The following is a 21947-nucleotide window of genomic DNA, read 5'->3' on the forward strand; positions in this document are numbered from 1 at the left end:
ATTGGAAAATAATAGTTCTCAGCAGGAACCTATTGGTATTACCGTTCAGAAAATTATCAATAAACTTCTGGCTTACTGGTATATTATACTAGGGTCAGCACTAATTGCTTTAGTGATTGCTTTCTTCATTAACAGGTACACAGAGCCTATTTTTGAAGTAAGTTCTTCTGTTATGGTGGGGGCAGGTAATACCGAAGCAGTGTCAGCCTCCGCAGTATTGGCAAGTACAGAAATGTTCCGGGCGAATCAGAATTTGTCAAACGAATCTATTATATTAAAAAGTAAAGCTTTAGCATTAAAAACGTTGCAGAAGCTTGATTTTGATGTAAGTTACTATAAAAAAGGAAATGTAAAACTGACCGAGATTTATAAGGAACATGCTTTTAAGGTTGAATTCGATCCTGCTTCTGAAGTGCCTTATGGGATAATGTTCAACATCAGTTTTGATGATAATGAACAATATACCCTTACAAGTGAAAATTCAGGATGGCGGCAACTGACAGAAAATAAAGCCTTCATGTCTGGTCGTTATTACAACCTAAGGGGCTTTAAATTTAAAGTTGACCTGCATGCCTCTAAAGGGACAGAAGAAGAGCAGTTGCTGTTCAAGATTAATGATTTGAATAATCTTGCGCAATCATACGCCAATTCCCTTAACATATCCTTTCCAAAAGATGTCTCTTCCTTGCTGCTTATAAAACTTAAAGGGCCGACTCCTAAAAAGGATATCGACTTCCTGAACGCGCATATGGATAGTTACCGGGAGAACAACTTGTCTATTAAAAATACGCAGGCCGAGAATACGGTTAATTTTATAGATGATCAGTTGCTGCAAATCTCCGATTCCCTTTACTTTATTGAATCCAGGCTTGAGGACTTTAAAAAAAATAATATCTCCCTCGATATCCGGAACAGTGGCAGCACGATAGATGCGGAACTCCGGGAACTCCAGTCAGCCAAAGCTGTTCTTCTGCTCAATCAGAAATATTATGATTATCTGATTAATTACATCAATTCAAGGAAGGACTACAATGATGTAATTGTGCCTTCCAGTTTTGGGATTAATGACAATGTCTTGAGTTCTCATATTACCAGGCTACTTGATCTGCAGGTACAGATAGATGTGCTTTCACAGAGCAGAACGCTGGCGAATCCTATAGAGTCCAGAAGTCTGGAGGAACTGAAGCGGGAATTAAATGAATTAATCCCGAATTTGCTTAAGAGTATCAACAATGCTGTGGTAGCCAACAACATCGAATTAAAAGATATAAACGAACGCATGAATAAGGTGTTGGGTCTTCTTAGGGAAGTTCCTTCAGCGGAACGACAACTTGTCAATATTCAGCGGCTTTACAATCTTAGCGAAAATCTATATGTCTTTTTGCTTCAGAAAAGAGCAGAAACCGGCATTGCAAAGGCGGCTAATTTCTCCGATGTCACCATTATAAACGAAGGGAAAGTTTCGTCTCAAATTGCACCCACCACAAGCAAAAATTATATTACAGCCTTACTCTTAGGCTTAGCTTTGCCTATTGGTCTAATCTTCCTGAGAGATTTCTTTAACAACAAGATCAGGGAGGTGGATGATCTGCGGGGAATCAGCACCATCCCCCTATTAGGTATGATTGGGCATAATAGGAAAGAGCAGAAATCGCTGATGGAGCATAATCCAAAGTCTGCCCTGGCAGAATCTTTCCGTACCCTGCGCTCTAACCTGAAGTTCATGGTCAATTCAGATTCCGGGGCTGGTAAGATCGTCGTGATCACGTCGTCTATCAGTGGTGAAGGTAAAACGTTTTCAGCTAAAAATTTGGCCTATATCCTTGCCATTTCCGGCGAAAGAACTCTTTTGGTGAATGCCGATATGCGCAAGCCTAATGATAATGCTGACCTGGGGGTGCAATCGGCTGTGGGCTTAAGTAATTTCCTGGCCGGGCATGCCACCATAGAAAATGTTATTTTTCCAACGAAGGTGGATGGACTGTTTGTGTTGCCTTCTGGTGACATACCACCCAACCCCTCAGAGTTGCTTTTAAGTGAGCGGAATAAGGAGTTGATTGTTTACATCAAAAAGCAATTTGATTACATCATCCTTGACACACCTCCGGTAGGAATTCTTTCTGATGGGTTGGAACTGATGCAATTGGCCGATGTAAATGTGTACATGGTTCGGCAGGAGTATACCCCTAAACAATTCCTGACCCAAATACAGCAGCAGTACGAGTCTGGGAAAGTAAAGAATCTTGCGATTCTTTTTAACGACGTAAACTTTTCCAAAAATGGCTACGGTTATGGCTACGGCTATGGCTATGGCTATGGCTACTATGCCGAAGACGCTGAGGTTAAACCATGGTGGCGACGGTTAGGATAATTCGGTAAGGAAAAGAATTATGTATGTGTCGCAATATTATAAAAATTGGATAATATTCAAGAAAGCATTAACCCCAAAACCGTTTTTTCGTTACAGTCGGAATGATATTTAAAATTTTGTCCGTAATGAATAAGGTTTACCAATTAAATCTATGAATAAAAGTTCTAAAATCTATGTCGCCGGGCATCGGGGAATGGTGGGGTCTGCCATTTGCCGCAAGCTGGAGCAGGAAGGTTATACCCATATTATTACCAAAACATCAAAGGAACTGGATCTTCGGGATCAGCAGGCTGTTCTTAGCTTTTTTGAAAGCGAAAAGCCTGATTATGTTTTCCTGGCTGCTGCTAAAGTTGGAGGAATTCAGGCCAATAATACCTACCGGGCTGAATTCCTGTACGACAACCTCATGATAGAGGCTAATATTATCCATGCAGCCTATGTGCATGGAGTCGCAAAACTTCAGTTTCTGGGCTCTTCCTGCATTTATCCTAAAATGGCACCCCAGCCACTTAAAGAAGAGTATTTGCTGACCGGTCCGCTTGAGCAGACAAATGAATCATACGCCATTGCCAAAATTGCCGGCATTAAACTTTGCGAGGCCTACCGTGATCAGTATGGTTGCAATTTTATCAGCGTTATGCCTACTAACTTATATGGCTATAACGACAATTACGATCTGAACAACTCGCATGTGTTACCAGCGCTTATCCGCAAATTTCATGAGGCCAAAGACAACGCAGCTCCCTCTGTTACCGTATGGGGCACAGGCAGCCCCAGAAGAGAGTTTTTGTTTGCCGATGACCTGGCAGAAGCATGTATCTTCCTTATGGAGAACTACAGTGGTCGTGAGTTGGTGAATATCGGAACAGGTGAGGATGTGACCATCAAAGAGCTGGCCCTGCTGGTAAAAGAGGTAGTTGGCTTTGAGGGCGAGCTTGTCTTTGATACCACCAAACCCGATGGTACCCCGCGCAAACTCATGGATGTTTCCAAACTGCACCAACTGGGTTACCAACACAAAACGCAACTGAAAGAAGGCATTGCCCTGGCTTACGCTGATTTCAAAGAAAAATATGTAACAACTGCCTAATGTGATTAGGTTTCATGTGCTGATGTGCTAATTATTATATTAAAATCATCTCATATTCAGCATTAAATATTAAGAAAACCATATCATTTCCCCTCCTTTTTTGAGGAGGGTGGGGGTGGTTTTTAATAATACTATATACAATTTCTATTTTTGAATTTCTAATCTATATAAAATGAAAACAGCCCTCGTTACTGGCATTACAGGACAAGATGGTGCCTATTTAGCTGAATTATTACTAAGCAAAGGATATAAAGTTCATGGTGTAAAACGTCGTAGCTCACTTTTTAACACCGACCGTGTAGATCACCTGTACCAGGACCCGCATGAAAAGAACGTGAATTTTAAAATGCATTATGGTGACCTGACAGACTCTACCAATATTATCAGGATCATTCAGGAAACTCAGCCGGATGAGATTTATAACCTGGCTGCCATGAGCCATGTAAAGGTAAGTTTCGATACGCCTGAGTATACGGCCAATGCAGATGGCCTGGGTACATTACGTATCCTGGAGGCTATCCGGATTTTGGGTTTAACAGAGAAAACCCGTATCTACCAGGCTTCTACTTCAGAATTATATGGTCTGGTGCAGGCAGTGCCACAGTCGGAGACTACTCCTTTTTATCCCCGTTCTCCTTATGCTGTAGCCAAACTCTATGCCTATTGGATCACTGTCAATTACCGCGAGGCATACGGCATGTATGCCTGCAATGGTATCCTGTTTAATCATGAGTCTCCGTTGCGAGGCGAAACCTTTGTGACGCGTAAGATAACAAGAGCTACAGCCAGAATTGCGCTGGGGCTGCAGGATAAATTATATTTAGGTAATCTGGATGCCAAGCGTGACTGGGGCCATGCGAAAGATTATGTGGATGCCATGTGGCGCATTCTGCAGCAGGATGTTCCTGAAGATTTCGTAATTGCTACCGGGGTAACCACTACGGTGCGTGATTTTGTAAAAATGGCTTTTGCCGAAGTAGGCATAGAGCTAGAATTCAGAGGAGAAGGAGTAGAGGAGAAGGGTTTTGTAAAAGTTTGTGCTGATCCGGATTATCAGGTAGAGATTGGGAAAGAGGTAGTAAGTGTTGATCCTAATTACTTCCGCCCTACTGAAGTGGAATTGCTTATTGGCGATGCCACGAAATCAAAAACAAAACTCGGTTGGGAACCAAAATACGATTTAGCTGCATTAGTTAAAGATATGATGCAAGCAGATATTGAATTATTTAAACGCGATACATATCTGGCAGAAGGTGGCCACCGCATTCTTAACTATCATGAATAGTAGAAGTCTTAATTAGAAAAAGAGATATTCTATCTTAAAAGTATTAGTGTATCTTTGCAGGCAGAATAAACTCAAGTCTTAATAAGAAGAGTTTATTCTGCTTTTGTTTATAAATATGATAACTAATTTAATGAAAGAGAAAGAAGAAGATTGGACATTGGTAATTGAACCAAAATCCAGCCTTTTCGATTTACAACTAAAAGAGGTCTGGCGTTATCGCGATCTTTTAATAATGTTTGTTACCAGAGATTTTATCTCCGTGTATAAGCAAACGATTTTAGGCCCCATTTGGTTTTTTTTACAGCCACTGTTCACAACAATTACATTTACTATTGTCTTTGGTAGAATAGCAGGAATCTCAACAGGGGGAGTGCCTCCGCTTCTTTTCTATATGGCAGGTATAACCTGCTGGAATTATTTCTCTGCCTGCTTAACAGCCACTTCAAATACTTTTGTCGGAAATGCAAATATCTTCGGCAAGGTTTATTTTCCGAGGCTAATCACTCCTCTCTCTATCGTGGTGTCAAATATACTTAAATTTGGCGTTCAGTTTTTGTTATTCCTTGTGTTCCTTTTATATTATATGGTTACAGGAGACTCCGTACAACCCAACATTTATTTATTACTGGTACCGTTCCTTATAATATTGATGGCCGTCATATCTATGGGTTTTGGAATGATTATTTCAGCTATGACGACAAGATACCGGGACCTTCACTTTCTTATTGGGTTTGGGGTACAACTAGCGATGTATGGTTCAACGGTCATTTATCCTGTATCAGAAATACCTGAAAAATACAAGACTTTTATCATGGCCAATCCTATGTCTTCTATTATAGAAGTATTCCGCTTTGCTTTTCTGGGTTCGGGTACGCTTCAATGGTCTTATATAGCTTATCCAACTGTTTTTGCCGCTGTTATTTTAGTTTTAGGGGTGATTGTATTTAATAAGGTAGAAAAAACGTTTATAGATACTGTTTAGATAATATGGGTACTGCAATAAAAGTTGAAAATTTATCCAAACAATACAGGTTAGGCGAAGTTGGCACTGGTACTATTTCGCATGACCTGAACAGGTGGTGGCATAAAATTCGGGGGAAAGAAGATCCATATCTTAAACTAGGAGAGGTAAACGATAGGGCAACTAAGGGAACAAGCGATTATGTATGGGCGCTGCGAGATATAAATTTCGAGGTGCAACAAGGGGAGGTTTTAGGTATTATTGGTAAAAATGGAGCAGGGAAGTCAACCCTGTTAAAATTACTATCCCGCGTTGCGTCACCCACTATAGGAACTATAAAAGCAAAAGGCAGAATTGCCTCCTTGCTAGAAGTAGGCACAGGTTTTAATAATGAATTGACCGGGCGTGAGAACGTGTTTTTAAATGGTGCGATCTTGGGTATGACAAAAGCTGAGATCAAATCAAAGTTTGATGAAATTGTTGCTTTCTCAGGGACAGAACGATATATAGATACGCCTGTAAAACGCTACTCTTCAGGTATGAGAGTACGTCTGGCTTTTGCCGTGGCAGCGCACTTAGAGTCTGAGATACTTATTGTAGATGAGGTTCTGGCAGTTGGAGATGCCGAATTTCAAAATAAAGCTATTGGGAAGATGCAGGATGTTGCATCAGGCGAAGGAAGAACTGTACTATTTGTAAGTCATAATATGGCTTCTGTTGCTGCTTTGTGTAATAGAGGGCTTTTACTTGCAAATGGCACTGTTAATGCCTTGGGAGAAATACATGATATTATAGGTAAATATTTAATTATTAATAACAAAGACATAGCTACAAAATATACCTTTCAAAATGATGGCATTGTGCGTGATGTTTGGATCAACTCAGCACATATTGAAAGCAATGAAGTATCTAATAATAACGTTATTTCTGGAAGTGAAATAAAGATTATTGTACAATATATAGCCTTGCATACAAACTTAAAATGTTCACTACATATTGGGATATATGATAATTATGGAGACAAACTTGTCCATTTAGGATCTGTTTATAGTGGTTTCGATACCTTTAGAACAGAGAAGAACGGAATTATTGAGTGTGTGATCCCTAAATTTCCCTTAGTTGAAGGAAAATACACGATTAATATTTCGCTGCATTTGAACGGTAGACCCTACCATAAAATAAAAGACGCCTTATCACTAATTGTAGAAAATGGAGACTTTTTTGGCAGTGGTAAATTGCCTAATCCTAAAGAGTCAAAGATATTAGTGAATCATAACTGGAATCTTTCTTAAAATGGGTATTGTTAACTCTATAAAATTTAGAGCTTCAAGGCAGTACTCGAAGTTTCTAAAGTCTATTCTCTCCTTTAGAGCAAAATTGGCTAATTCTGAAAAAGTTGTTATATGGGCAGCCAAATCACCAAGGAGAAGCTCTTTGTACTATTTTTTGTTAAGTTCAAGTTTTGACCGTGAGCATTATAGTGTTTTAAAGGGGAAATTAATTCATATAAAGCATGATAGTAGTGGTATATCACATGATGCAACTTTAAGGAGAAATATTCATCGAATTGAAAAGGGGTTAACCACAATTCCTTTAAGAAAAACATTTGCTCAGGACTATATTAATGAAACCATATATGCTTATGAGAATATGGTTCAGGATTCATCTGATCATAACACACTTAAATGGGCAACTGATGTATTAAGTTTATACTTTCGAACAGTTGATCCAACAACAGTTATTGAGGTAGCTAAAAAAAGGTTTTTACAGGTAAAAGGTACTTCTATAAACTCTGTAAGCAACTTTATACCATATTACAGAAAAGATAATGTTAAAAGTGATATCGAATTTGATTCTTTTCAACAACTTTGCTTACAACGCAGATCCGTTAGATGGTATCAGGATTCTAAAGTTCCGATAGACCTAATATACAAGGCTGTTTCGGCGGCACTACATTCACCTAGTGCTTGTAATCGGCAGCCATACCGATTTGTTTTTGTTGATGATCCCGAACAACTTAAAATAGCTGGAAATCTGCCGATGGGGATTAAAACATTTTCCCATAATGTTCCATTAATTGGTATACTTATAGGAGACCTTTCTGCCTATTTTGATGAGAGAGATAGGCACATTATTTATATAGATGGGGGATTAGCTGCGATGAGCTTTATGTTTGCTCTTGAAACCTTGGGACTTTCTTCCTGTCCCATTAACTGGCCTGATATTGAAGAAAGAGAACGGGGATTAGAAAAATTTTTAAAGTTAAAGCCGCATGAACGTGGAATTATGTTTTTTTCTATTGGATATCCATTAGAGGAAGGTCAAATTCCTTACTCCCAAAAAAAGACTATTGACAATATTATTAAATATCACAAATAAATGTATATTCAAATAGATAAGGCTGGCTTTGTTAATAAGGGCGCTGAGTTAATGCTTCATGCCATCACTGAACGATTAAGTAAAGAGCACCAACTTGATCCTAAATTTGTCTATGGCAGAAACTACTTAAACAAAAAAACAGATGAGCTCATTAGAAGAAATGGCTTGTTCAAGAAATTTGAGTTTCAAAGATATAGGTTGCCTCTAGAAAAGGTCATGCACCAAAAAAGGCTTGATCCTTTTGGTCTGGTAAAGGAGGAAAGTGTTCAGGTAATACTAGATGCTGGTGGTTTTCAATTTGGGGATCAGTGGGTTGGATCTAATAGTGTTGAAAAAAATCAAGAAATAAAAAACTATTACCAAAAATATAAAGAAAGAGGTGCAAAAATAATTTTCTTACCTCAAGCTTTTGGACCTTTTAAAGAAAAGCTTTCTAAAGAGCAAATTAATATTGTATTTGAGAATGCTGATTTAATGTATGCAAGAGATCCTATTTCATTTCAATACCTCACTGAAATTTTTGGGAATCATAAGAAAATTAAACAAGCACCGGATTTTACGATATTATTACATCCAGACATAAACCTTTCACTTTATCAATTAGTAAAGGATGCGGTTTGCATAGTGCCAAATGCCAAAATGGTTTCGCATACCTCAACTGACGTTGCAAATAACTACTATAATTTTTTAGTGAATCTTACTAAATTTTTTATTGAAAAAGGTGAAAAAGTAGTTTTACTGAATCATGAAAGTGTAGGTGATTATAAAATTATGTCTCAAATCTCTGAATCAGTAAATAATCAGGTTGTATTGCTAAATGAATTAAATGCTCTACAAGTTAAAGCTGTTATCGGCCATACTAAACTTTTAATTTCATCAAGATTCCATGGTGTAGTAAGTGGACTAAACCAGCAAGTTCCAACCTTTTGTACGAGTTGGTCTCACAAATATGATGAGTTATTAAAACTGTATGGCTGCTCGAATGCCATACTCGATGTAAATGCAAATATTGATACAACTCTCCAGCAGATTAGTGAAAGAAGTACTCAAGTAGCCTCCAATGATCGGCTTGCTGAACTGAAGGGACAAGTAAATAAAATGTGGAAAGATATCATAGATTTAATTAACTGAACCAAGGTTGCTCGATGGACGAAAGAATTGTAGTAGTCATACCCACCTTTGGGAGAAATAGTTTACTAGAAAGAACTCTTGAAAGTCTAGCTAAATGTGATTTGCCACAGGAATTTCACAAAACTATTATTATTGAAAATGGACCTAAAGGGAATGCAGAATTAGTTAGTGCTAAATTTACGAACAGCTTAAATATACAATATTTATATTGTGAAGTAGCGAATAAAAGTTCTGCTCTGAATGAAGCTCTAAAGTTTGTTGATGATAATTCTTGGGTTATTTTCTTTGATGATGATATAAGGTTATCTCCTCCTGTCATAAAAGCATATTTTAAAGCTTTCACTGATTATGGACACGCCTTTTTTTATGGTGGCCCGGTTGATGTAGATTACCAAAGGATACCTTCTAAATATTATGCTTTGCATTTGCCATTTTCCGCTAGGGGCTGGGAGCATAATGAAGGTTCTCCATTACTACCCAATTATTTGCTTGGCTGCAATTGGGGTGTTTCAAAACGGAATCTGCAAAAAGTTGGAACATTCGATTCCAATTTCGGCCCTAATTCTGCTACTGGTGCTGTAGGGCAAGAACATAATATGATGTTTCGCTTATATGACTTTGGTGTAAAACCTAAGTATATTTCTGATGCAAAGGTATGGCACTATGTTCCAAAAGAAAGATCTTCTTTAAGTTGGGCTTTAAAAAGGAAATTTAAAGGTGGAGTTAGTTATGGTATCCAAAAAAAAGATAATTTAGCTCATACCATTGATACTGAAATAAAGAGATCATTTATTTCATTACTCAAAGCGATTCTTAAAATTAATAGAACAAGTACTATATACAATTTATTTAATTTATTTTTTTTATTTGGAATTAGGAGAGGTGTTAAAACGAAATAAGCTAAGAATATTATTTATTTCCCATGATGCTTCTCTTTACGGAGCAACCAGATCAATGGTTGAATTAGCTGAATCATTACAAAATTATTATGAAATTGATCCATATTTTATCTTGCCACGTGAGGGCGTTTTAGAGCAAACTTTAAAGGATAAAAACTTTCGATATAGTATTGTTAAATATCAATGGACAGTTCATGGGCTTGGTAGTTCAATTCAAAGTCAAATAAAGAGGATCGTCAAGAATCTTCAATTAAGAAAACAAACTAATAGACTATTAAATGAGTTAAATCCAAATTTTATTTATATCAACACCTCTGTATCTGTTTTCCCTTCATTCTATGCCTTTTTCAAGAAAATACCTTTTGCTATTCATTTAAGAGAATTTGGCGATTTAGATTATAGTTTAAGTCCTGATTTTAATGGAATTCTTTTAAAGATTTCTTCTCGGATATCTAAGTATGTGATTGCAAATTCTTATGCTGTTAAAAGTTACTATTTTGATAAATACAAAATATTATCAACTGTGCTATACAATGGCTTAAGCTATGAAAAGGACTTTTATCAGAAGAAGTCACTCAGAGAAATTGCAAAGAGTAATTATACTTCTACTTTTAAATTTGCTATCATAGGAAGGATAAGAGAAGAAAAAGGCCAATTATTAGCACTTCAAGCCTTGAATTATTTAAAAAATAATAACATTGCAGCAAATTTAGAAATTATCGGTGGCGGAGATATTGCTCCAATAAAAGATTTTGTAGAAGAGAATGGCTTAGAAAGTATTGTAACTATTGTAGGCCAGGTAGAAGATGTTGATCTATACTATCCTAAAATCGACTGTGTTCTTGTGTGCTCAACAAACGAGGCTTTCGGTAGAATAAGTGTAGAAGCTATGTCCTTCGGTATTCCAGTTTTAGGACTAAAAAATGCTGGTACGTTAGAGATAGTAGAAGATAGAGTAACAGGACTTACATTTTCAAATAATTATATTGATTTAGCTGAAAAAATGATTCTTATAAAAGAAGATATTAATCTATATAATTCACTTTCTTATAATGGATGGAATCATGCTAAAAATAACTTTAACCTAGAGAAGTATTCCGAGACTTTTTTTAAAAATTATTTAGCTAATATTTAATTTGCTAATTATAGTTATGGGTATTTAATAAACTCTTAAGAGTTAATTAAATACCCATAACTATAGGTCAAAAGGCTAAGCTGAGTAACTTACACACACAGCTTCACTTAATACCAAAAAATATTTTTCAAAATTATTTAAATATTAATGAACTCAGCCTTTACAATTTGCTCTAACAATTATTTAGCCAGGGCGAAGGTTGTTGCAGATACCTTTACGCTGCATCATCCTGAATCAAAGTTCTTTATTTTTCTAATAGACCAGTTTGATTCAAGACTTGATTATAGTATTTTTGAAAGTTATACTTTAATCAAAATTCAGGATATAGTGCCTAATATTGATGAGTTAGCAAATAAATATAATATCATTGAGTTAAGTACTGCAGTAAAGCCAGCAGTTTTCATTTTCCTTTTTAGCAAGTTTAAATTTAAGCAGATTACTTATCTGGATCCAGATTTACAAATATTTGATGCTTTCACTGAAGTTGAAGAAGCATTGCTTACTCATAATATTGTCTTAACCCCCCATTTTTGTTCTCCAATTGATGATGGTAAATATCCTTCTGATCTAAATTTTATTCCTTTTGGTATTTATAATTTAGGGTTTATAGCCGTGAAATTTACTGACGAGTCTCAGCGGTTTTTAGAATGGTGGCATAACAGGTTAATGAAGTACTGTTATATAAATCCTAGCAACGGCATGTTTACAGATCAGTTGTGGGTTAACTACGCACCTGTTTATTTTGAAGGTTGCTTTATTATAAAGCATTTGGGATATAATATGGCCAACTGGAATCTATATGAACGTCATCTTTCACCTAGCGGACAAAGCTTTGTAGTTAATAATGAGTTTAGCCTAAAGTTTTTTCATTTTAGTCATTATCAGTTCGATGCCCCTGAATCTATTTCTAAATTTCAAACCAGGTATACATTTGACGAAAGAAAGGATATAATTCCCTTGTTCGAAAGCTATAGGTTGAAGCTAATTCATAATAAGCAGGAAGAATTCAGTAAAATTTCATCCTGTTATCAACAAATATATTTGGAAAATAAAGAAGCAAGAGAAAAGGAATATTATACCTTTAATAGGAAGTTAAGAGTCAAACTTAATATTATTTTAAAGCGTCTTTTAGGATAAAATATAAATTATTTATTTAAACACTTACTGTAAAAACAGTAGGTGAAAATAAAATTTCATTAGTTTTTATCTTTTTAAGTAGCATTTAGATTGAATACTAAAGCTGTTGTTGTTATACCAGTACACTCTGAAACGCCTAGTACTGATGAATTGTTAGCTTTTGAACAATGCTATACGATTCTGTCAAATCATGATATTGTCGTTGTTCATCCTAAAGGCTTAGATTTATCAAGGTACTTGGCTATTGTACCAGGTCTGAAGAACTTGGGTATTGATCCTATCTGGCAATCAAGCTTGAAAAATTATAATAGGTTAAAATGCAGCTACTTTTTCTATAGCCTCTTTTCCTCTTATGACTACTTATTGACTTATGAACTAGATGCTTATATTTTTAGAAATGAATTAGTAGATTGGTGCCATTCAGGATATAGTTATATAGGAGCTCCATGGTTTGAGGGATATTCTCAACCAGTGATTCCTAGTAAATTTATTCCTGGTGGTAATTCAGGTTTTTCCTTAAGGAATGTGCAAGACTGCTTAAGAGTTTTGAAAAGGATTCATCAGCTTGAAAGGCTAAATAGGCTCTATAAGAAGCTTAAGCTTCAAACTTTTTGTTCTTTTCCTACTTTTTTAAAATTGACTAGCATAAAAAAAGCCTTTAATATTAAAGATACTTATTATTTAGGGTATATTTTAGCAAATCATTTCGTGAATGAGGATAAGTTTTGGTCTGTATGGGTACCTTCCATATATACTGATTTCAAGGTGGCACCACACCATGTAGCATTAAAATTTAGTTTTGAAGTTAATCCTGAACACCTTTATAAATTAAATCATGAGACGCTTCCCTTCGGATGTCATGCATGGTTAAAATATGATAAGTCTTTTTGGCTTAATTATATACCTTATCAGGATGGTTCTGAAAACTGATATAGCAGAACTAGCATTTTATTATTTCGTAGTAGGCAATTTTTCTAATGAAAGCTCCTTACCCTAAAATATCTGTCATTACCGCATCCTATAATCAAGGTCATAGAATAGAGGAAACATTTAAAAATGTACAACAGCAAAATTATCCTAATCTCGAGTATATAGTAATAGACGGTGCAAGTACAGATAACACTCTTGATATTATAAAAAAATATGAAACTTTCATTTCCATTTGGATAAGCGAACCAGATACAGGAGTATACAATGCCATGAACAAAGGCATTGCTATGGCTACAGGTGATCTTATTTATTTTTTAAACGTTGGGGATAGCTTCTATAGTGATAACGTTTTATTAAAGGCGGGAGAGTTTGCATTAAAATATAATACAGCCGATTTATTATATGGTGATGCCTGGCTACTATATAATACTGGGAAAGTTGAAAAAAGGGAAACAGCTTATTTAAGCAAAATCAATTTATTTCAGAAGATGATATGTCATCAAACTATCTTTGCCAAGAGAAGGCTGTTTTTAGAAAATGGCGGGTTCGATGAGCAATATAAGATTAAAGCTGATTATGAATGGTTATTGAGAAACATATTCAAAGGAGCGACCCATAAGTACATAGATTTAGATGTTTGTTATTACGAAGTTGAAGGGATGAGCGCTTTTGGATACAGTAAAATTAGCGTTTTCGAATCTCCAAAGATTGTTGAAAAATATTTTTCGCCACTGGCATTTAAATTTATTACTCGTTTTATCTTAAATACCAAAGTTACAGGAATAACTACCTCTCATTTAAGATCTAAATTGTTTTTATCCTTATGTGACAAACTTATTCATTAAACATATTCAAAGTCTGGCCCTTTTGATTTTATTCTTACCTTATGGATATAGCTTCTATTATCACACCTAACTTTAACCGCGCTGATGTTATTAAAGAAACAGCAGCTTCTATATTTAGCCAAACTAATCCTAACTGGGAATGGGTAGTGGTGGATGATGGAAGTACGGATGAAAGTCTTCGTGTGCTTGAGGAGTTTGCTGCTAGTGATAGTAGGGTAAAGGTGTTTCAGCGAACCAGGTTACCAAAAGGAGCGGCTGCCTGCAGAAATATTGCCATAGAAAACAGTAGTGGCAATTATTTAGTATTCCTTGATTCAGATGATATTCTGGCTTCTTTTTGTATTGAACAACGTCTGAAAGCAGCAAAAGAAAATCCGGAATGTGATTTTCTGATTTTTCCAATGCTGATGTTTAAAAAGGAATTAACAGATACTGCATTACTCTGGAATATTGAAAACGATACGGATGACTTTACCCGTACGATGCTGGGAGACCCGATTTGCCAGGGAACGGGTACTATCTGGAAAAAGCAGTCTTTTATTGATATTGGATTGTGGGATGAATCACTACTTTTATGGCAGGATGTTGAACTTCATCTGAGAACATTCTTGAGTAACTTGAAATACAAGAAGCTGCTGAACTATCCTCCTGATACCTTTATCAGGCTCTCTGAGGTGAGTTTATCAAGAACAGGTTTCAACACGCTACCAAAATTTCAAAGCAGGGTTAAAGTTTATACAGATACATTGAGCCTCGCTGCCCGAAACGATGTGTTTGACAAGTATAAAAATGGGCTTTCACATATGGGTTTTGACTTAGTATGCAGTGCTATTCACAACAACCATTTTTCTGAAGCTGATCGATTGTTAGGGCTTAACCATAATTATGCTCTCTTTGATGATGCCATGCTTAAGAAGCTAAAGAAATATTATTGGGCAAAAAAAACTAAGATGTATAAACTGCCTATACTTAAGAAGCTAGCTTTACGTCCTGTGAGTAAATATTTCCAGGATTATCAGATAACATTAAATAAAGTTAAATACAAGGAGCATATTAAGCTTTGAAAAAGGATATCCTTATTTCTGTTATAATACCTGTCAAGAATGGTGATTATTGGTTAGAAGAGACGTTAGGAGGCATAAAAAAACAAACGCTCTATTATCGGACTGAGATTATTGTAATTGACTCGGGCTCAACAGATGCTTCTTTAGAGATCATAAAGAAGCATGACGTGCGGCTAATCCAGATTGATCCAAGCTCCTTTAGCCATGGACTAACACGCAACTTGGGGGTTGAGGCTGCTAAAGGGGAATTCGTGGTAATGACAGTTCAGGATGCTAAACCAGTAGACGAGTCTTGGCTGGAACATTTGCTTACTGGTTTCGATGGAGATGGTAACGTTGCCGGCGTTTGCGGGCAGCAGGTTGTCCCTCATGATCTGGACAAAAATCCAATCGAATGGTTCAGACCTCAGTCGCCCCCCTCTAAAAAGAAGTATTATTTCTCCACTCCATCAGAATTTGAGGCCTTAAGTCCTGCGGAGAAAAGAAGCGTATGCGGTTGGGACAATGTAACAGCCATGTACCGAAGAAAAGTTTTGAAGGAATTGCCTTTCCAGCAGACATCTTTTGCCGAAGATGCTCTCTGGGCGAAAGATGTTTTGCTCCATGGCTATGCCATTGTTTATAATACGGCAGCCCGTGTATATCACTATCATCTTAGCGATCCACAATTTGTAGTAAAACGTCAGTTCACTGTTTTTTTTCATTTTTATCAATACTTCAGTTATAAGCCTACTGAGGTAAAAAATAATTTATGGAGTGTTCTGAGAAATCTAAAATTAATTTTGCCGATAAACCAGCTCTCATTTAAGGATAAAATAAAGTGGCTGCTCTATAACTGGCGCATTCGTAAAAATATAAACAAAGCTGTCAGATTATTTAGCAAGTATGAGAATCTGGGGGAGGAGATTCTCATCCAGAAACACAATGAGATATGTAATGTAGTTCCGGCTGCAGTTAACCCTAATACCATAAAGATATGACTCCAATTGTGAGTGTATTAATGACGGCATTTAATCGTGAAAAGTATATTGGGCAGGCTATTGAAAGTGTGTTAGCTTCAACGCTACCTAACTTTGAGTTGATTATAGTGGACGACCAGTCTCACGACAGGACGTTAGAGATAGCCAGATCCTATGCTGCAAAAGATGAACGTGTAAGGGTATTTCGTAACGAAGTCAATTTGGGCGATTATCCCAATCGTAATAAGGCTGCTTCATATGCAAAAGGAAAGTATATTAAATACTTGGATTCTGATGACCTTATTTACCCGCATGGGTTAGAGGTTATGGTTGGAGCCATGGAGGCCTTTTCGCATGCAGGATACGGCCTTAGCTCAAATCCAGATCTCAACAACTTTTATCCTGCCTGTGTATCACCTAAAGAAGCTTATTTGGAGCATTTTTTTACAGGCTTTGGCCATTTTAACAGATCTCCGGGATCTTCTATTATTCGCACAGACATCTTCCATAAAGTTGATGGATTCTCAGGAAGAAGAATGATAGGTGATTATGAAATGTGGTTCAAATTATCACAAGAAAATTACTTGGTTAAATTTCCCCGGGATCTTGTGTGGCATAGAGCCCACGAAAATCAGGAGTCTCAAAGTGCTTATGCAACACAATATGCTAACTTGAGGCAACAAGTTCTGGAGGAAGCCTTACATTCAGAAAAATGCCCCTTATCACAGGACGAAATCAAAAGATTGCGCAAACAATTAGCTAAACACAACAGCAAGCAGAAGATTCTTAAATTTGCTTCTAAATTTAGTGCGTTTCTGAAATAGTAATTACTAAAAAACGTGAAAATCATCCTTAAGCAATCCATTCTTTGAAAGTAGCTGTTGTTGTTCATCAATTTCCACAGTTGTCTGAGACATTTATACTAAATCAGATAACTGCTTTGTTGGATGCCGGGTTGGACGTGCAAATATTCTCTTATTATCGCCCTGATTCCGCTCAAAAACTCCACCCGCAGTTTTTAAAGTATGAATTGGATAAAAGAGTCACCTATGGTGTGCATCCTCCCCTGAACAGAGTAAAGAAGTATACCAAGTTTTTCATACATCTTTCAAAATACTTAGCTAGTCACAAAACACTTAAAATTTTAAAAACAGTAAATGTTCTTAAACTGGGCCTCAATTCCTTTAACCTCCAGTATTTTTTTAAAGCACTTTTATTTCGGCAGCAGTCGGAGTTCGATATTATTCACTGCCACTTTGGTCCAATTGGGCAAGATATAGTGGAGCTAAGGGAAATGGGATTTGTGAAAGGTAAAATCGTGACCTCTTTTCACGGATATGATTTTCAAAGAAGAAGTATTTTAAAAGAGTATAATAATTATCGGGTATTATTTAGCTTAGGGGATGGGTTCATCGCCAATTCATTTTTTACCAATAATCAACTACAAAAGCTTGGTTGTACCTCAACTAAGTTAACTACCATTCCTGTAAGCTTTGCAGGTAATATTTTTGTCCCAAGCATTTCTGAATCATCTGATCAGGTTTATAGCATACTTACGGTAGCCCGTTTAGAAGAGGTAAAAGGCATAGCCTATGCCCTTCAGGCTGTTTCAAAGCTTAAGCATTTCTACAAAATAAACTTTCATTATGAAATCATTGGTGCCGGGTCCCTTCAAGAAGATCTCCTGAACCTGGCAGATAATCTTGGAATTGCGGATCATGTGAAATTCCTTGGTTCAAGAACACAAGACTTTGTATTAAAACATCTATACAAAGCCGATGTATTTTTACTGACAAGTATTACTTCTTCGGAGGGAGCTGCAGAAGCCCAAGGCCTTGTATTATTGGAAGCACAGGCTGCTGGTGTTCCAGTTGTGGCTTCACGGACGGGAGGAGTGCCTGACAGCCTGATAGAGGGGGTAACAGGTTTGCTGGTACCGGAAAAAGATCCCGATGAAATTGCTCGTGCATTAGAAGCCCTTTACCGAGATCCTGAAAGAAGAAAGGAAATGGGAAGCAGGGGGATAACATTTGTTAAGGCGAACTTTGATCCTGCTATACTGAATGCAAAAATATTCGACTTTTATAAGTCTGTTATCAGCCGGACTTAGAGAAAATCAGTCTTTAATTTTCCACTTTTGAAGTTTAAAAAAATTATGTAGTAACTTCACCAGCAAAATCTCTACTTTATACTTTCTTTCAGAATCTAAATGAAATCAAAACTTAATTTTGGCATAATTGGATGTGGACGCATAGGTAACAGACACGCGGAGCATATTAATAACCAGGCTAATTTAATAGCTGTTTGTGATATTGATCTTCACAAAGCTAAAGTTATTGCTGAAAAATATAATGTTCCAGCATTTGAGTCGGCAGAGGAAATGCTTCAGTCTACCAGGTGTGATGTCATAAGTATCTGCTCTCCTAATGGGCTTCACGCATCGCATTCTATTCTTGCTTTGAAGGCAGGGAGTCATGTGCTTTGTGAAAAACCGATGGCCATAAGTGTTTATGACTGCGGAGAGATGATAAAGGCAGCAGAGAATGCGAACAGGAGATTATTTATTGTCAAACAAAACAGGTTCAACCCGCCAGTTAAAGCTGTTAAGCAAATTGTAGACGAGGGGCGTTTGGGTAAAATTTTGAGTGTGCAGCTCAACTGTTTTTGGAACAGGAATGCAGACTATTACCACAACTCCTGGAAAGGGACCAAAGAGTTAGATGGTGGCACGCTGTTTACGCAGTTCAGCCACTTTATAGACTTGCTGTACTGGATTGTAGGAGATGTGAAAAAAGTACATGCCGTCGTTAACAATGCTGCTCACCAAGATTTAATAGAATTTGAAGATCAGGGTGCCGCCGTACTGGAGTTTTACAACGGTGTTATTGGAACTTTAAATTACTCTGTAAACTCATTCCAAAAGAATATGGAGGGCTCTTTGACTATCTTTGGCGAAAAAGGCACCATAAAGATAGGTGGCCAGTATCTAAATGAACTGGAGTACCAGCAAATCGAACACTTTGAGATTTCAGATTTGCCTCCTGGCAACCCTCCAAATAATTATGGAAATTATGTGGGATCCATGTCAAACCATGACAAGGTATACCAAAACGTCATCGAAGTACTAGAAAGTAATGGCGTTATTGCAACCAATGGGTATGAAGGTTTAAAAACGATTGAGATAATAGATAAAATTTATACTGCTGCAAACCATGGCTGATCCGGTTTTATTATCATCAGGTATTGTTGATGTTACCCTCGAAGAAAATGTAAAGGTTGTGCAGCCTGTAAATATGTATGGTTGCACAATTGGTGAAGGCACTTTTATCGGACCTTTTGTTGAAATACAAAAAGACGTTACAATCGGCAAAAGATGTAAAATCCAATCGCATTCATTTATTTGCGAGCTGGTGAGTATTGGTTCAGACTGTTTTGTAGGTCATGGTGTGATGTTCATTAATGATCTTTTCTCTTCAGGTGGGCCAGCGCAGGGAGATAAATCAAAGTGGCTTTCTACCCGGATAGGCAATAATGTGTCCATTGGATCTAATGCAACCATATTACCTGTAACTATTTGTGACGGAGTGGTGATTGGTGCCGGAACTGTAGTGACAAAAGATATCAGTATACCGGGTACCTATGCAGGTAATCCAGCAAAACTATTAAAACAAATTTAAGACTTTTTATGGACAAGATTCCGTTTGTAGATCTGAAGGCCCAATACCTTACTATCAAAGAAAGTATTGACAATGCTATTACCGACACAATAGAAAATACATCTTTTATTGGAGGTAAACCAGTAAAGAAGTTTGAGGCAGATTTCGCATCACTCTATGGCGTAAAACATTGTGTTAGTTGTGCTAATGGCACAGATGCAATTTACATTGCGTTAAAGATGCTTGGAATTGGTAACGGTGATGAAGTGATAACTACAGCATGTAGCTGGATTTCCACATCTGAAACAATTACGCAGGCAGGCGCCAAACCAGTATTTGTAGATATAGAGCCCGACTTTTTCACCATTGATCCTGCCAGGATAGAGGAGAAGATTACGGATAAGACAAAAGCCATTATTCCTGTGCATCTATACGGCCAGGTTGCCCAGATCGAAGCAATCAAGGCAATAGCGGAAAAGTATAATTTGTTTTTGATTGAAGACTGCGCGCAATCTCACTTTTCTGCTTATGATGGCAGAAGAGCCGGAACCTTTGGAAACGCTTCTACTTTTAGCTTCTACCCTGGCAAAAACCTTGGAGCTTATGGAGATGCAGGCTGTATTCTTACAAATGATGATAACCTGGCTGAGAAAATGCGGATGTATGCAAATCATGGCGCCTTGGTGAAGCATCAGCATAAAATGGAAGGCATTAATTCCAGGTTAGATGGCTTGCAGGCTGCAATTTTAAGTGCAAAGTTACCATATATTCTGGAATGGACAGAAAAGCGAAGACAGGTGGCGAAATGGTATGATGAAATTCTGGCAGATATAGAGGAAGTAACCATCCCGAAGGTACGAGAGAATTCATTACATTCTTTCCACTTATATGTTATCCGGGCACAAGGCAGGAATGCACTAATGCAACACCTTGCTCAAAATGGTATTGAGACAGCCATACATTACCCGTCGCCACTCCCATTTCTGGAGGCCTACCAGCAATACCAGTATTCAAAACAGGAACTACCCGTATCTGCCGCCTATCAAACAGAAATTTTATCTCTCCCGGTTTATCCGGAATTAACCATGGAGCAGGTTCAGTATATAGGAGAACAGGTAAAATCCTTTTATAGGTAGTGCAATTATGGCTGTAGTTTCTATTATTATTCCTAATTACAATGGCGCAAAGTATTTAGCAGACTGTATCGACAGCTGTATTAATCAGGGTGATTGTGTTAGGGAGGTGATAATAGTTGATGATCATTCAACTGATCATAGCTTATCTATATTAAAAGAGTACCGGTCAGAATATCCTGAACTTATTCAGTTTTATACTAATCCAGGCAAAGGGGCCTGTGCTGCCCGCAATTTTGGCTATTTAAAATCTACGGGCGATTTCATTCAATTCCTTGATTCAGATGATGTACTGGCTCCTGAGAAAATCAGAAGCCAACTCAATATTCTACATTCCATGAATTATAAGGATGTTCTAATTCATGGAATGTGGGGCAGGTTCAAAGACCACTTTGATAATGTCTATTATTGGGGACCGCATGAAAGCATTAGAAAAGATCTGAAACCTGCTGATTGGCTTATTGCGAATCATATGTCCATGACTGGCTGCTGGCTGACTCACCGAAATTTGATTAAAAAAGGCGGATTATGGGACGAAACTTTGATGCGAAACCAGGACGGAGAGTTTTATTCCAGACTGATGCTGCATGCATCAAAAGTTCTCTTTTGCGCACAGGCTAAAGTTCATTATAGATCTGGCAATTCGGGATCTGTATCAAGTATTGTAGCTCGGCCTGCGATGGAATCATTACTAAAATCGTTACAGCTTATTGAAAATTATATTTTTAGCCTGGAGGAATCTCCCCGGGCTAGGCTTTCCATTGCAGACAGGTATCAGGATTTCGTTTATGCCAATTATATTGCCAACCCAGACCTGGCTCTTTTTGCAGAAAGTAAAGTAGAAGAATTGGGTGGCTCAAACTTAAAGTTGCCTGGTGGGATAATGCTGAAGTTTTTAGCTGCTGCACTAGGGTGGAAAAAGGCACTTACAATTAAAAAGCTAATCACTAGCAGTGCCAACTCCTAAATCGG

General features: G+C 37.2%; 20 protein-coding genes. All 20 read left to right on the forward strand.

Annotated features, from left to right (window positions below):
* Position 1: 1 nt before the first annotated feature.
* The 20 genes from FJM74_RS00195 (at position 2) to FJM74_RS00290 (ending at position 21942) form a co-directional block, all read left to right on the forward strand.
* Complete coding sequence (locus FJM74_RS00195) at positions 2-2371, forward strand: GumC family protein (RefSeq protein ID WP_187260544.1); 2370 nt, start codon at positions 2-4, stop codon at positions 2369-2371.
* A gap of 151 nt (positions 2372-2522) precedes the next feature.
* The gene (gene fcl / locus FJM74_RS00200; RefSeq protein WP_187260545.1) at positions 2523-3461 is read left to right on the forward strand and encodes a GDP-L-fucose synthase; all 939 of its coding nucleotides are present in this window, start codon (positions 2523-2525) and stop codon (positions 3459-3461) included.
* A 172-nt stretch (positions 3462-3633) separates the two neighbouring features.
* Positions 3634-4746, forward strand: a complete 1113-nt coding sequence (gene gmd, locus FJM74_RS00205; RefSeq protein ID WP_187260546.1) for a GDP-mannose 4,6-dehydratase — start codon at positions 3634-3636, stop codon at positions 4744-4746.
* Positions 4747-4876: 130 nt separating this feature from the next.
* Positions 4877-5728, forward strand: coding sequence for an ABC transporter permease (locus FJM74_RS00210; protein WP_187260547.1), 852 nt, complete (start codon positions 4877-4879; stop codon positions 5726-5728).
* A gap of 5 nt (positions 5729-5733) precedes the next feature.
* Positions 5734-6999: an ABC transporter ATP-binding protein gene (locus FJM74_RS00215; protein ID WP_187260548.1), complete on the forward strand. Its 1266-nt coding sequence runs from the start codon at positions 5734-5736 to the stop codon at positions 6997-6999.
* 1 nt (position 7000) lies between these two features.
* Entirely contained in the window at positions 7001-8086 is a 1086-nt protein-coding gene (locus FJM74_RS00220) for a nitroreductase family protein (protein ID WP_187260549.1), read from the forward strand.
* The gene (locus FJM74_RS00225; RefSeq protein ID WP_187260550.1) at positions 8087-9217 is read left to right on the forward strand and encodes a polysaccharide pyruvyl transferase family protein; all 1131 of its coding nucleotides are present in this window, start codon (positions 8087-8089) and stop codon (positions 9215-9217) included.
* Between the two features lie 14 nt (positions 9218-9231).
* Entirely contained in the window at positions 9232-10116 is an 885-nt protein-coding gene (locus FJM74_RS00230) for a glycosyltransferase (RefSeq protein WP_187260551.1), read from the forward strand.
* On the forward strand, positions 10085-11251 hold the full coding sequence (locus tag FJM74_RS00235) for a glycosyltransferase (RefSeq protein ID WP_187260552.1): 1167 nt from the start codon (positions 10085-10087) through the stop codon (positions 11249-11251). Before FJM74_RS00230 ends, FJM74_RS00235 begins: the two co-directional genes overlap by 32 nt.
* Positions 11252-11398: 147 nt before the next feature.
* Complete coding sequence (locus FJM74_RS00240) at positions 11399-12388, forward strand: hypothetical protein (RefSeq protein ID WP_187260553.1); 990 nt, start codon at positions 11399-11401, stop codon at positions 12386-12388.
* A 90-nt stretch (positions 12389-12478) separates the two neighbouring features.
* Complete coding sequence (locus tag FJM74_RS00245) at positions 12479-13318, forward strand: DUF5672 family protein (RefSeq protein WP_187260554.1); 840 nt, start codon at positions 12479-12481, stop codon at positions 13316-13318.
* Positions 13319-13365: 47 nt separating this feature from the next.
* Positions 13366-14163 carry a glycosyltransferase family 2 protein gene (locus FJM74_RS00250; RefSeq protein WP_187260555.1) on the forward strand — a complete coding sequence of 266 codons (798 nt, stop codon included), beginning with the start codon at positions 13366-13368 and terminating at the stop codon, positions 14161-14163.
* 41 nt (positions 14164-14204) lie between these two features.
* Complete coding sequence (locus FJM74_RS00255; RefSeq protein WP_187260556.1) at positions 14205-15227, forward strand: glycosyltransferase family 2 protein; 1023 nt, start codon at positions 14205-14207, stop codon at positions 15225-15227.
* Positions 15224-16207, forward strand: a complete 984-nt coding sequence (locus tag FJM74_RS00260; protein ID WP_187260557.1) for a glycosyltransferase family 2 protein — start codon at positions 15224-15226, stop codon at positions 16205-16207. Before FJM74_RS00255 ends, FJM74_RS00260 begins: the two co-directional genes overlap by 4 nt.
* A complete protein-coding gene (locus FJM74_RS00265) occupies positions 16204-17010 on the forward strand; it encodes a glycosyltransferase family 2 protein (RefSeq protein WP_187260558.1) in 807 nt (268 codons plus the stop codon). Before FJM74_RS00260 ends, FJM74_RS00265 begins: the two co-directional genes overlap by 4 nt.
* Positions 17011-17054: 44 nt before the next feature.
* On the forward strand, positions 17055-18296 hold the full coding sequence (locus FJM74_RS00270) for a glycosyltransferase (protein WP_187260559.1): 1242 nt from the start codon (positions 17055-17057) through the stop codon (positions 18294-18296).
* Between the two features lie 99 nt (positions 18297-18395).
* On the forward strand, positions 18396-19406 hold the full coding sequence (locus FJM74_RS00275; RefSeq protein ID WP_187260560.1) for a Gfo/Idh/MocA family protein: 1011 nt from the start codon (positions 18396-18398) through the stop codon (positions 19404-19406).
* Positions 19399-19863 (forward strand): acyltransferase, encoded by a 465-nt coding sequence (locus FJM74_RS22615; protein WP_187260561.1) that lies wholly within the window; start codon positions 19399-19401, stop codon positions 19861-19863. Before FJM74_RS00275 ends, FJM74_RS22615 begins: the two co-directional genes overlap by 8 nt.
* 8 nt (positions 19864-19871) lie before the next feature.
* Entirely contained in the window at positions 19872-20978 is a 1107-nt protein-coding gene (locus FJM74_RS00285) for a DegT/DnrJ/EryC1/StrS family aminotransferase (protein ID WP_187260562.1), read from the forward strand.
* 7 nt (positions 20979-20985) lie between these two features.
* The gene (locus FJM74_RS00290; protein ID WP_187260563.1) at positions 20986-21942 is read left to right on the forward strand and encodes a glycosyltransferase family 2 protein; all 957 of its coding nucleotides are present in this window, start codon (positions 20986-20988) and stop codon (positions 21940-21942) included.
* The last annotated feature ends 5 nt before the right edge of the window (positions 21943-21947 follow it).

Source organism: Pontibacter beigongshangensis, from assembly GCF_014332515.1.
Taxonomy (GTDB): Bacteria; Bacteroidota; Bacteroidia; order Cytophagales; family Hymenobacteraceae; genus Pontibacter; species Pontibacter beigongshangensis.

What these genes read in the sequence shown, in the direction of transcription:
- fcl (WP_187260545.1), top strand. Translation starts at nt 2,523, where the DNA reads ATGAATAAAAGTTCTAAAATCTATGTCGCCGGGCATCGGGGAATGGTG.
- gmd (WP_187260546.1), top strand. Translation starts at nt 3,634, where the DNA reads ATGAAAACAGCCCTCGTTACTGGCATTACAGGACAAGATGGTGCCTAT.
- FJM74_RS00210 (WP_187260547.1), top strand. Translation starts at nt 4,877, where the DNA reads ATGAAAGAGAAAGAAGAAGATTGGACATTGGTAATTGAACCAAAATCC.
- FJM74_RS00215 (WP_187260548.1), top strand. Translation starts at nt 5,734, where the DNA reads ATGGGTACTGCAATAAAAGTTGAAAATTTATCCAAACAATACAGGTTA.
- FJM74_RS00220 (WP_187260549.1), top strand. Translation starts at nt 7,001, where the DNA reads ATGGGTATTGTTAACTCTATAAAATTTAGAGCTTCAAGGCAGTACTCG.
- FJM74_RS00225 (WP_187260550.1), top strand. Translation starts at nt 8,087, where the DNA reads ATGTATATTCAAATAGATAAGGCTGGCTTTGTTAATAAGGGCGCTGAG.
- FJM74_RS00230 (WP_187260551.1), top strand. Translation starts at nt 9,232, where the DNA reads ATGGACGAAAGAATTGTAGTAGTCATACCCACCTTTGGGAGAAATAGT.
- FJM74_RS00240 (WP_187260553.1), top strand. Translation starts at nt 11,399, where the DNA reads ATGAACTCAGCCTTTACAATTTGCTCTAACAATTATTTAGCCAGGGCG.
- FJM74_RS00250 (WP_187260555.1), top strand. Translation starts at nt 13,366, where the DNA reads ATGAAAGCTCCTTACCCTAAAATATCTGTCATTACCGCATCCTATAAT.
- FJM74_RS00255 (WP_187260556.1), top strand. Translation starts at nt 14,205, where the DNA reads ATGGATATAGCTTCTATTATCACACCTAACTTTAACCGCGCTGATGTT.
- FJM74_RS00265 (WP_187260558.1), top strand. Translation starts at nt 16,204, where the DNA reads ATGACTCCAATTGTGAGTGTATTAATGACGGCATTTAATCGTGAAAAG.
- FJM74_RS00275 (WP_187260560.1), top strand. Translation starts at nt 18,396, where the DNA reads ATGAAATCAAAACTTAATTTTGGCATAATTGGATGTGGACGCATAGGT.
- FJM74_RS22615 (WP_187260561.1), top strand. Translation starts at nt 19,399, where the DNA reads ATGGCTGATCCGGTTTTATTATCATCAGGTATTGTTGATGTTACCCTC.
- FJM74_RS00285 (WP_187260562.1), top strand. Translation starts at nt 19,872, where the DNA reads ATGGACAAGATTCCGTTTGTAGATCTGAAGGCCCAATACCTTACTATC.
- FJM74_RS00290 (WP_187260563.1), top strand. Translation starts at nt 20,986, where the DNA reads ATGGCTGTAGTTTCTATTATTATTCCTAATTACAATGGCGCAAAGTAT.